At 60.8% G+C, this 10,529-nt stretch carries 10 protein-coding genes; 5 read left to right on the forward strand and 5 right to left on the reverse strand.

Annotated features, from left to right (window positions below):
• Nucleotides 1–186 precede the first annotated feature (186 nt).
• From clpS to EN749_RS21460, 3 genes are all read left to right on the forward strand, one after another.
• On the forward strand, nucleotides 187–516 hold the full coding sequence (clpS, locus tag EN749_RS21450; RefSeq protein WP_023812950.1) for an ATP-dependent Clp protease adapter ClpS: 330 nt from the start codon (nucleotides 187–189) through the stop codon (nucleotides 514–516).
• A gap of 6 nt (nucleotides 517–522) precedes the next feature.
• On the forward strand, nucleotides 523–2,991 hold the full coding sequence (gene clpA / locus EN749_RS21455; RefSeq protein WP_127258970.1) for an ATP-dependent Clp protease ATP-binding subunit ClpA: 2,469 nt from the start codon (nucleotides 523–525) through the stop codon (nucleotides 2,989–2,991).
• A gap of 61 nt (nucleotides 2,992–3,052) precedes the next feature.
• A complete protein-coding gene (locus tag EN749_RS21460) occupies nucleotides 3,053–3,691 on the forward strand; it encodes a chloramphenicol phosphotransferase (RefSeq protein ID WP_127396923.1) in 639 nt (212 codons plus the stop codon).
• A gap of 42 nt (nucleotides 3,692–3,733) precedes the next feature.
• On the opposite strand, the gene EN749_RS21465 is transcribed toward EN749_RS21460, so the two are convergent.
• The 5 genes from EN749_RS21465 to EN749_RS21485 form a co-directional block, all read right to left on the reverse strand.
• Nucleotides 3,734–4,876 (reverse strand): phosphatase PAP2 family protein, encoded by a 1,143-nt coding sequence (locus tag EN749_RS21465; RefSeq protein ID WP_245491470.1) that lies wholly within the window; start codon nucleotides 4,874–4,876, stop codon nucleotides 3,734–3,736.
• Nucleotides 4,877–5,076: 200 nt separating this feature from the next.
• Nucleotides 5,077–5,505 (reverse strand): HIT family protein, encoded by a 429-nt coding sequence (locus EN749_RS21470; RefSeq protein ID WP_189367640.1) that lies wholly within the window; start codon nucleotides 5,503–5,505, stop codon nucleotides 5,077–5,079.
• A 93-nt stretch (nucleotides 5,506–5,598) separates the two neighbouring features.
• Complete coding sequence (locus EN749_RS21475; RefSeq protein WP_127810469.1) at nucleotides 5,599–6,813, reverse strand: GNAT family N-acetyltransferase; 1,215 nt, start codon at nucleotides 6,811–6,813, stop codon at nucleotides 5,599–5,601.
• 50 nt (nucleotides 6,814–6,863) lie between these two features.
• Nucleotides 6,864–7,592, reverse strand: a complete 729-nt coding sequence (locus tag EN749_RS21480) for a glycerophosphodiester phosphodiesterase (RefSeq protein ID WP_127395821.1) — start codon at nucleotides 7,590–7,592, stop codon at nucleotides 6,864–6,866.
• A 14-nt stretch (nucleotides 7,593–7,606) separates the two neighbouring features.
• Nucleotides 7,607–8,071, reverse strand: a complete 465-nt coding sequence (locus tag EN749_RS21485) for a RidA family protein (protein WP_027036670.1) — start codon at nucleotides 8,069–8,071, stop codon at nucleotides 7,607–7,609.
• Between the two features lie 138 nt (nucleotides 8,072–8,209).
• Between EN749_RS21485 and EN749_RS21490 the strand changes: the two genes are divergently transcribed.
• Both EN749_RS21490 and EN749_RS21495 read left to right on the forward strand, forming a co-directional pair.
• On the forward strand, nucleotides 8,210–9,037 hold the full coding sequence (locus EN749_RS21490; protein ID WP_127269019.1) for a cell envelope integrity EipB family protein: 828 nt from the start codon (nucleotides 8,210–8,212) through the stop codon (nucleotides 9,035–9,037).
• Between the two features lie 114 nt (nucleotides 9,038–9,151).
• Nucleotides 9,152–10,450 carry a hypothetical protein gene (locus EN749_RS21495; protein ID WP_127810468.1) on the forward strand — a complete coding sequence of 433 codons (1,299 nt, stop codon included), beginning with the start codon at nucleotides 9,152–9,154 and terminating at the stop codon, nucleotides 10,448–10,450.
• The last annotated feature ends 79 nt before the right edge of the window (nucleotides 10,451–10,529 follow it).

The raw sequence follows: 10,529 nt of genomic DNA on the forward strand, positions 1-10,529 counted from the left end.
TTCCAGAGCCCCGCGCCCCTTCACGATTGCGAAAATCGTCCAAGTTGGTGACCTAGCCATATTGTCAGCTAACCAGAAGGGCTTAAAATCGTACATCGAACACCTACATGTCGAACTCGCATGGGGAATCGAAAGAGGCAGGAATACGTGACTTCAGGTTTGACTGCCACGAGACGAGTGGTGCGAATGCAAGACGGCGACGGTAACGGCAATGGGGCCGGCCGTGGGACGGCCGTCATCACGCGCACCAAAACCAAGACCAAGAAGCCCAGCCTTTATCGGGTCCTCATCCTCAACGACGACTACACTCCGATGGAGTTCGTGGTTCACGTGCTGGAGCGTTTTTTCCAGAAGGATCGCGAAGCCGCCACACGCATCATGCTTCATGTTCACAATCATGGAGTGGGCGAGTGCGGGGTCTATACATTCGAGGTGGCCGAGACCAAAGTGTCCCAGGTCATGGATTTCGCCCGACAGAATCAGCATCCGCTGCAATGCGTGATGGAGAAGAAGTGAGGTAACATGCCGGCTTTCTCCCAAGGCCTGGAAAAGGCGCTTCACCAGGCGCTGACGCTCGCCAATGAGCGGCACCATGAATATGCAACCCTAGAACATCTGCTGCTCGCGCTCATCGATGACACCGAGGCGGCCGCCGTCATGCGCGCCTGCAATGTCGATCTCGATGAGCTCAAGCACACGGTTCTCACCTATATCGACACCGAGCTGGACAACCTCGTCACCGGTTACGACGAGGACTCCAAGCCGACCGCCGGTTTCCAGCGCGTCATCCAGCGCGCGGTGATCCATGTGCAGTCGTCCGGCCGCGAGGAAGTGTCGGGCGCCAACGTGCTCGTCGCCATTTTCGCCGAGCGCGAGAGCCATGCCGCCTATTTCCTGCAGGAACAGCAGATGACCCGCTACGACGCGGTCAACTACATCTCGCACGGCATTGCCAAGCGTCCGGGCGCGTCGGAGACACGCTCGCCGCGCGGTGCCGATGACGAGCAGGGCGGCCAGAACGGCGCCGAGCCGCAAGAGGAAGGCGGCAAGAAGAAGCAGCAGCAGGACGCGCTGACGGCTTATTGCGTCAATCTCAACAACAAGGCCAAGGCCGGCAAGATCGATCCGCTGATCGGCCGCGAATCCGAGATCAACCGCACCATCCAGGTGCTGTGCCGCCGCTCCAAGAACAACCCGCTCTATGTCGGCGACCCCGGCGTCGGCAAGACGGCGATCGCCGAGGGTCTGGCCAAGCGCATCGTCGAGGGCGACGTTCCCGAAGTGCTGCACAACGCCACCATCTTCGCGCTCGACATGGGCACGCTGCTCGCCGGCACGCGCTATCGCGGCGATTTCGAGGAACGGCTGAAGCAGGTCGTCAAGGAGCTCGAGGACTATCCTGGCGCCGTGCTGTTCATCGACGAGATCCACACGGTCATCGGGGCAGGGGCTACTTCAGGCGGCGCCATGGATGCGTCCAACCTGTTGAAGCCGGCGCTGTCGTCGGGTGCGATCCGCTGCATCGGCTCGACCACCTACAAGGAATTCCGCCAGTTCTTCGAGAAGGACCGTGCCCTGGTGCGGCGCTTCCAGAAGATCGACGTCAACGAGCCGACCATCGAGGACGCCATCGAGATCATGAAGGGCCTCAAGCCCTATTATGAGGAGTTCCACAAGGTGAAGTTCACCAACGAGGCGATCAAGGCCTCGGTGGAGCTGTCGGCACGCTACATCAACGACCGCAAGCTGCCGGATAAAGCGATCGACGTGATCGACGAGACCGGCGCCTCGCAGATGCTGGTGCCGGAAGCCAAGCGCAAGAAGACCATCGGCATCAAGGAGATCGAGGCGACGATCGCCACCATGGCCCGCATCCCGCCGAAGACGGTTTCGGCCGATGACGAGAAGGTGCTGCAGGGCCTCGATATCGAGCTGAAGCGCGTCGTCTATGGCCAGGACACTGCGATCACCGCGCTGACCTCGGCGATCAAGCTGGCACGTGCCGGCCTGCGCGAACCGGAGAAGCCGATCGGCTCCTACCTGTTCTCCGGCCCGACCGGCGTCGGCAAGACCGAAGTGGCCAAGCAGTTGGCCGCCTCGCTCGGCGTCGAGCTGATCCGCTTCGACATGTCGGAATATATGGAACGCCACACCGTCTCGCGGCTGATCGGCGCGCCTCCGGGCTATGTCGGCTTCGACCAGGGCGGTCTTCTGACGGACGGCGTCGACCAGCATCCGCATTGCGTGCTGTTGCTCGACGAGGTCGAGAAGGCGCATCCGGACCTGTTCAACATCCTGTTGCAGGTGATGGACCACGGCAAGCTGACCGACCATAACGGCAAGCAGATCGACTTCCGCAATGTGATCCTGATCATGACCACCAATGCGGGCGCGTCGGATGCGCAGCGCGCGGCGATCGGCTTCGGCTCGACCAAGCGCGAAGGCGACGATGTGGAGGCGATCAACCGGTTGTTCACGCCGGAGTTCCGCAACCGGCTCGACGCGATCATCCCGTTCGGCTCGCTGCCGGTGCCGGTCATCCATCAGGTGGTGCAGAAGTTCGTCATGCAGCTCGAGGCCCAGCTTTCCGAGCGTGGCGTCACCTTCGACCTGTCGGCGGATGCGATCGCCTGGCTCGCCGACAAGGGTTATGATGAGCGCATGGGAGCGCGGCCGCTCGGCCGTGTGATCCAGGAGCATATCAAGAAGCCGTTGGCCGACGAGGTGCTGTTCGGAAAGCTCAAGAAGGGCGGCACGGTGCGCGTCACCGTCGAGAAGAAGGAAACCGGCGAGACCGGCCTGAAGCTCGAATCGCTGGCCGACGAGGCGCCGGTGAAGCCGAAGAAGGAAGAGCCGGAAGAAACGCCGAAGCCCAGAAAGGCCGTAGCGAAGAAGCCGGCGGCCAAGAAGCTGGTGGCGCAGAAGCCCGAAGCCAAGGGCAAGGACGGCGGCAAGCGCAGTCTCGTCCCGCAACTGCCCAGAAAGAACTGACCTTGAGGAAAGTCGAAAAGCCCCGGAAACGGGGCTTTTTTCGTTTGCAAGGAGGAGGGGCATGAGCGGCCAGATCATCATCCTGAACGGTGCGCCGCGATCGGGAAAAACAAGCATCGCCAGAGCTGTTCAGGAGCGCTTCGATGGCGTCTGGATCAATCTCGGCGTCGACGTTTACGAGCAGGCTACGCCGGCACGCTATCGGCCTGGGATAGGATTGCGGCTCGGCGGCGAGCGTCCCGACCTTGAGGCCCTCGTGCCCGGATTTCACGCCGGGCTCTACGAATCGATCGCCGCCCACAGCCGGCTGGGGCTGAATGTCGTGGCGGATGTCGGCCATCACGATGCCTATTCGAAGCCACTTCACATTGTGGCCGATTGCGCGCGCCGGCTTGTAGGTCTGCCGGTGCTGTTTGTCGGTGTTCGCTGCCCGCTGGAAATCATCATGGAAAGGCGTGCAGCCAGCGCGGCAGACAAGGAATATGTAACCGGCTCATCAGATGTTCCCGTGCCGCTGCCCGTGCGTCTGTGGCAAGAAGAGGTCCACCGGCCCGGCGTGTACGATCTGGAGATCGATACCTCGCTCCTCAGCCCTGGGCAATGCGCGGATACGATCGCAGAGAAGCTTCGGCAAGCACCGTATCCAACAGCGTTTCAGAAACTATCCAACCCATCCAGCGCGGCCCTTGAGCCGTTTTGACCGGCATGGCCGCCGCAGGCGGGGTCGCCCAGATCGGCGAATTTACAGCCCGCAAACCGCCGGCGATTGCATGGTGGAGCTCTCGATTTCAGCGGCCATGCGGTCCGGCGAGAAACGGGCCACCAAATATCCGCACACCTTCCAGATCGCGATCATCAGGAATGCACCCGCATAGCCATCCAAGGCATAGTGCCAGCCAAGCACGACGGAACCGACCATAATGACGCCGGCGAATAACCACATCACAAGACCGGCCAGCCGAGACCGCCGTGTTGCATAGAGGGCAAACAGCACCGCCATCGCAACGTGCAGGGATGGGAAGGCGGATATGCCGACGCTGCCGGTAGTTGCGCCGGTATAGCCACTCCACAGCATATCCTGCGTGCTGAGCGCCCAGATCGGATAGACGCGATCGGCAACGGCAAGTGCTTGCATGAGGGGGTGAAAGTCGTTGCCGAACCCCAATTGCTCGTAAAAGCAAGGGCCAGCCGACGACAGGCCCATCGCGAGGAAAAAGCCGCCCAGTGTCCACACCGTCATGAAGCTCATCAGGAACTGATGACGCAGCTTCGTATCCTTTCGTGTGATGCACACGGTGAAAACCGCGATGATGAGCACGACGAACCAGAAATTGTACGCGATGTTGATGATTTTCAATGCAAGCGGCGACTGGACGACAAACCACAACCATTCGTGCGGGGCTCGACCGAAATGCAGGATGCGATCGGCGTGAGCCAATGCTTTGTCCCATGCAAACGGAGAGAGGATTGCAATGGCTCCCTTCAACACACCGATCGCGGATATGAAGGCAAGACCGGCACCCAAGCCATTCAGGCTGTTGGCAATGCGTTCGGCATCGCCAAAGAATCTACCCAGTGACTTGAGGAAGGTGTGCAGCGGTTCGGTTTCCCGCTGGACCAGCGCAAGGTGGAAAAGCGTCCCAAGTGCAAGGGCTGAGCCGCAAATCCAGAAGGCGATGAAAAGATACTCGGCGTATTCCGCCAGAACGCCGAAATCCGGCATGTTTCCAGTGTGCCACCCGACTGCGCTTGCCAGAAGCAGCGCAGCGGTAGCCATAGCGTGCAGCAGCCGGTGTCGCCAAAAGGCATCCGCCAAGATGCCAGGAAAAGCACGTCCGACAATGGCCCCCGTCAGTGGGGCCGATGCCGCAACCGAATGTTCCATGGTTTTGAAGCCCAGCTCGCCACGCCGTTACCATTTTACCGTCAGACGGTTCAATATTTCCTAATCAGACGATTAGAGTTGCAAACGGTTGAGTCCCGGCGCCGGCACGCCCGGGCACTAGAATCGTCTTCTCGGCTGAACGGCGCTTGTCAGTTCGATATTCTCGACCCGGTCCGCCACATCGGCTGACCTCGCGTTTCTCAATTTTCGAGCGCAGTCCGGATCTTTTCGGCATTTTCGGTCAGCACCTCCGGCTTCTCCATTCCTCCCGTGTGCGGCTTCAGCGGGATGCCGTCGAAGCGCGGAATGACATGTACGTGCAGATGATAGACGGTCTGCCCCGATGCCGGCTCATTGAACTGCATGATGGTGACGCCGTCGGCGCCAAAGGCCTTTTTCACCGCCAGCGCCACTTTCTGAACGACGCTTAAGAGATGGCCGAAAATTGACGGGTCGGCGTCGAGCAGATTGCGCGACGGCGCTTTCGGCACCACCAGCGTATGGCCCGGCCCCTGCGGCATCACATCCATGAAGGCGATGACCGCTTCATCCTCATAGACACGGTGCGAAGGAATTTCGCCGCGCAGGATCTTGGCGAAAATGTTGTCGGTGTCGTAGGCGGCCTCGATCATGGCGAACGCTCCAGATTGTGCCTTTCGTGTAGCGAAGCCGCCGAAAATCGGCAAGACGATTGGAAAATCGATCATCGGGCGACGCGGCCGCTACTCCTCGAGATCCTTGCGGAACGGGGTGTGCTCTTCCAGATATTCGCTCATCCGCTCCACCTCGTGGCGTTCGCGCCTGAGGTAGTCGGCCACGGCGTTGCGCAGGCCGGGGTGCGCAATGTAGTGCGCGGAATGCATGGTCACCGGCCGGTAGCCGCGCGCCAGCTTGTGCTCGCCCTGCGCGCCCGCCTCGACCACCTTCAGCTTGCGCTCTATGGCGAAGTCGATCGCCTGATGGTAGCAGACCTCGAAATGCAGGAAGGGATGGTCCTCGATGCAGCCCCAGTTGCGGCCATAGAGTGCGTCCGAGCCGATGAAATTGATGGCGCCGGCAATATAGCGCCCATTGCGCCTGGCCATCACCAGCAGGATGTCGTCGGCCATGCGTTCGCCGATCAGCGAGAAGAATTGACGGTTGAGATAGGGCCGACCCCATTTGCGGCTGCCGGTGTCCATGTAGAAGGCGAAGAAATCGTCCCAGGCCTTCTCCGTGAGGTCCTTGCCGGTCAGCCGATCGATCCAAATGCCTGGGGCAAGCGCTTCACGCCTTTCCTTCTTCATCGCCTTTCGCTTGCGCGAGGCAAGGGTGGCGAGGAAGTCGTCATAGGTCGAAAAACCTTCGTTGAAGAAATGGAATTGCTGGTCGGTGCGGTGCAGGAAGCCTGCCGCTTCCAGCACTTCCACATCGCTCTCTTGCGCGAAGGTGACATGCGCGGAAGAGACGCCGAGTTTTTGCGTCACCGCCTTCAGGCCCGCCGCGAGACCGGCCTTCACTTTGGCGCTGTCCTCGCCTTTGCTGACCAGCAGGCGAGGGCCGGTGACCGGGGAGAACGGCACGGCACTTTGCAGTTTGGGATAGTAACGGCCGCCGGCGCGCTCGAAGGCATCCGACCAGCCATGATCGAACACATATTCGCCCTGGCTGTGCGATTTGAGATAACAGGGCACCACGCCCAGCAATCTGCCTTGCCCGTCCTCCAGCCTGAGGTGATGGCCCTGCCAGCCGGTGCGCCGCACGGCGCATCCAGAATCTTCGAGCGCACTTAGAAAAGAGAAGGAAACCAAAGGATTGTAACTGGTTTCTGAATCTCCGCGCGCGGTTCCGGCAAAGCCGTTCCATTCATCACAGGTGAAGGCGCCAATGCCAGCGGCGACGCGGATCGAATAGTCCGCATTGGCCGTTTGTCCGTCACCCTCGTCGCCCTGATCCATGAGGCTTATTTAAGCTCCGTCCGGCCTGGTACAAGTCACGTTTCAGACACTCAGGCGACTTTGACCAGATCGGGCTCGAACCCCTCGAACGTCATCTGGTCGGCATATCTGAAGGTCAGGTCGACCGCCGGCTGGTCATGCACCGTCCAGGTGATAACAGGCATTTTCAGCCTTTCGCGCACGAAGCTGACGAATGGGTTCGGCAGGTCGCCGGCGGCGTAGGAGGTGAAGGCGATGTCGTGCGCCAGCATGGCGAAATGCGCCTCGATCAGCCCGACGTCCTTGCCGTAGGCGGTGAGACCCCCGGGGATACCCGGCGCGTCTTTCGGAAAATCGCGGACCAGCCAGTGGTCGAACGACATGATCGCCGCTTTGCCCTTGTAGCGCTTGAGCATCTTGCCGACGCTTGCCACCAGGCCTTCGTCATAGCCGGGCGTGCCTTTCAACTCGACCACCAATGGCACGCGGCCGTCGACCAGGTGAAGCGCTTCCTGCAGCGTCGGCACATGGTCCGCCGTGCCACCGACCCTGAGCGCCGCGAGTTCTGCTGCGGTGCGCTGCCAGACGAAACCATCCTGGCCAGTCAGGCGCTTGAGATCTCCGTCATGGATGATGACAGGAACGCGGTCGGACGACAGGTGGACGTCGCATTCGATGGCATAGCCGCGTTCGGCGGCCGCGGCGAAGGCCGACAGCGTGTTTTCCCAGCGCGTCTTGTTCATGTCGTGGAACCCGCGATGGGCGACGGGCCGGGCGGTCAGCCAGGATAGGTCGGTCATATCAGTCCCCTGGCTCATTCGATTTCGAAGACGGCTTCGATTTCCACTGCGGCATTAAGCGGCAGGCAGGCGGTGCCGACGGCGGAGCGTGCATGCTTGCCACGCTCGCCAAGGGCCGCCACCAGGAAATCGGAGGCGCCGTTGGCAACCAGATGCTGCTCGACGAACTCAGGTGTCGAGGCGACGAAAACGGTGATCTTCACCAGACGGCTAATCTTCTCGAGGTCGCCGAGTGCTGCCTTGGCCTGCGCCAGGATGTTGATCGCGCAGTATTTTGCCGCATCCTTGCCACCTGCGGTATCGAGATCGCGACCTAACAGCCCGCTCGCCTGCAGCTTGCCGTCCTTGAGCGGCAATTGCCCGGCGGTGAACAGCAGATTCCCGGTCCGGCAATAGGGCACGTAGTTGGCGGCGGGCGCGGCGGCGACGGGAAGCGTCACACCCAGATCGCTTAGCCGCTTTTCGATTGTTTCACTCATGGTATTTCCCTATTGCTTGGTGACGCCGCGCCGGCCGGGCCGAAATTGCTATTTTTGCCTCGCTTCCGCCACGACTTTTTTTAAGCTGGACCATCTTTCCCTGCGGCCTGCCATCAGTCGCGACGATCGGAGTACCTCATGCGCGCAACGCGCCTCGCATTCCATGCCGTCCTGTTGTCGGGGGTCTTCTCGATAGGCCCTGCCTTCGCAGCGCCGGCGTTGCAAGCCCACCGCGCCGTCTACGATCTTACCTTGAAAAAAGCGTCCGATCAGTCCGGCATCACAGGCATATCCGGCCGCATGGTCTATGAGTTCAATGGCTCGGCCTGCGAAGGCTATACGGTGAAATTCCGCTTCGTCACCCAGATCGTCACCGCCGACAACACCAGGCTGACCGACCAGCAGACGACCACTTTCGAGGACGCCGAAGGCAAGACATTTTCGTTCGTGACAAAATCCTTCGTCGACCAGAATCTCGACAAAGAGGTCAAGGGCATCGCCACCAAAGAGACCAAGGGCCTGAAGGTCGACATCGACAAGCCTGAAAAGAACAGCGTCGAGCTGGCGACAACCCAATTCCCGACCCAGCATCTGGTCGAGCTGATCGGCAAGGCCGAAAAGGGCGAGAATTTTTACGAAACCAACCTGTTCGACGGTTCCGAAGACGCCAACAAGGTGATGACCACCACCGTCGTGGTCGGCAAGAAAACCGATGCCGACAAGGCCGACCCGGAAGCTTCGGCACTGGCAAAGCTCGCCACCGACAAATACTGGCCGGTCGATATCGCCTATTTCGACGACACCAACAAGACGGGCGAAGAGGTGCCGGAATACCGTATCAGCTTCAAGCTGCATGAGAACGGCATCACCCGCGATCTCGTCATGGACTATGGCGACTTCTCGATGACCGGCAAGCTGGTCAACCTGTCGCTGTTCGACCAGACGAAACCCTGTCCCGCCAAATAGTGCCGGGCTAGGCAGTTGATTTACCACGACGCAGCGTGGTCGTAACGATCGACTTGAACGTGCCGCAATCGTCTCTCAACCTCTCCCCGGCGTCCAGGCGCGAGGGGGATCAGCTTGAGCAGGATCGATACATTCGTGGCGCCGCGGCCCAACCCGGCACTGATCAGGGCCATGACATCCGTCAACCGGATCGTCATGCTGCGCGGCATTCCCGGATTTCGGGATATCTTGCCGTTCAATCGCCTGGCCGGTCTGCGCGGCGTCTCAAATGTCCGCCATATCGACTTTCCCCCCGCCGATCTTGAGCGGCTGAAGGCCAGTTGCGGGGCAGGGAAGGCGACCTTCATCACGCCCAATCATCCCGAGTTCTTCACCGACTGGATGATCGACAAGGAAATCGTATCGCAGGTCAGCCCGCTCACGGCCTCATGGGCAACCAATGGTGTCGTCAACGGCCTTGGCCGGCTGATGCAGAAGTTCTGGCTGGCCAACAACCTGATCGCTCAGATTCCCGGCAATAGCGGGGCAGCCAAGGAACACTCCGTCGCTTGGGCCTTGAAGGGCCATGGCGTGCTACTGCATCCCGAAGGCGGCGTCGGCTGGCATGCCAATGTCGTTGCGCCTTTGCTGCCGGGTGCCGTCGAGATGGGGCTCGAGGCCCTCAAGCGCGGCCGGGCCACGGATCCCGATTTCAAGGTCTGGATCGCGCCAGTCGTCTGGAAGCTCGCCTTCACCGGGAATGTCGAAGCGGCGCTGGCGAAGGAATGCGCTTATGTCGAGAAAAGCCTGAAAATAGAACGGCGTGCGACCGACACGCTCCCGCAGCGCATCCACAATGTCTATTCGGCGCTGCTGGCCCGCGATGAAGCAGCATCGGGCATGCCATCCGACGAAGGCGCAACCTATGCGGAGCGCCAGCAGGCGTTGGTTGCTGAACTCGGCCGCCGACTCGGCGAAAGCATCTCATTCGACGCTGCCATCATCGACACCGCAGAGCTTCTGCGGCGTGCGCGTCGCTGGCAGCGCGAAAACACCGACGATGCGGAACGGCAAAGGCAGGTCCGCGCGCTCGCGGATAGGGTTCAGAGGCTGCAACGCGTCGGACCCTGGGCCTGCGCCAATCCGCGCATCACGCAGGAGGATATCGCCGAACATCTGAAGCGGATCCGCAACGACTATTGTCGAGGTGGGCTGCGCGACACGATGAATCGGTTCGTTCCGCAGCCGGTCGGGCCGCGTTGCGCCCACATCCGGGTGCCGGAGGCACTGGGGTTGCATGAGCATACGGACTCTATCGACGATGCGGTTGCCGAGCTGCACCGTCGCATGCAGGATACAGTCACCAACATTGTGGCCGAGCTTGCAGCCAAGGGCAGCTTCATTTTCTATCCGAATCCATTCTATCGTCCCTGACATCCTGACGGGCCACGTGGCCCGTCAGGATGTCAGGGACGATAGAATGGATTCGGATAGAAAATGAAGCTGCCCTTGG

Source organism: Mesorhizobium sp. M7A.F.Ca.ET.027.02.1.1 (genome assembly GCF_004022985.1).
In the GTDB taxonomy this organism is placed as follows: domain Bacteria; phylum Pseudomonadota; class Alphaproteobacteria; order Rhizobiales; family Rhizobiaceae; genus Mesorhizobium.

Bases quoted from the DNA above. Each gene is read 5' to 3' on its own strand.
- clpS (WP_023812950.1), top strand. From the start codon at position 187: ATGCAAGACGGCGACGGTAACGGCAATGGGGCCGGCCGTGGGACGGCC.
- EN749_RS21465 (WP_245491470.1), bottom strand. From the start codon at position 4,876: ATGGAACATTCGGTTGCGGCATCGGCCCCACTGACGGGGGCCATTGTC.
- EN749_RS21485 (WP_027036670.1), bottom strand. From the start codon at position 8,071: ATGAGTGAAACAATCGAAAAGCGGCTAAGCGATCTGGGTGTGACGCTT.
- EN749_RS21480 (WP_127395821.1), bottom strand. From the start codon at position 7,592: ATGACCGACCTATCCTGGCTGACCGCCCGGCCCGTCGCCCATCGCGGG.
- clpA (WP_127258970.1), top strand. From the start codon at position 523: ATGCCGGCTTTCTCCCAAGGCCTGGAAAAGGCGCTTCACCAGGCGCTG.
- EN749_RS21490 (WP_127269019.1), top strand. From the start codon at position 8,210: ATGCGCGCAACGCGCCTCGCATTCCATGCCGTCCTGTTGTCGGGGGTC.
- EN749_RS21475 (WP_127810469.1), bottom strand. From the start codon at position 6,813: ATGGATCAGGGCGACGAGGGTGACGGACAAACGGCCAATGCGGACTAT.
- EN749_RS21460 (WP_127396923.1), top strand. From the start codon at position 3,053: ATGAGCGGCCAGATCATCATCCTGAACGGTGCGCCGCGATCGGGAAAA.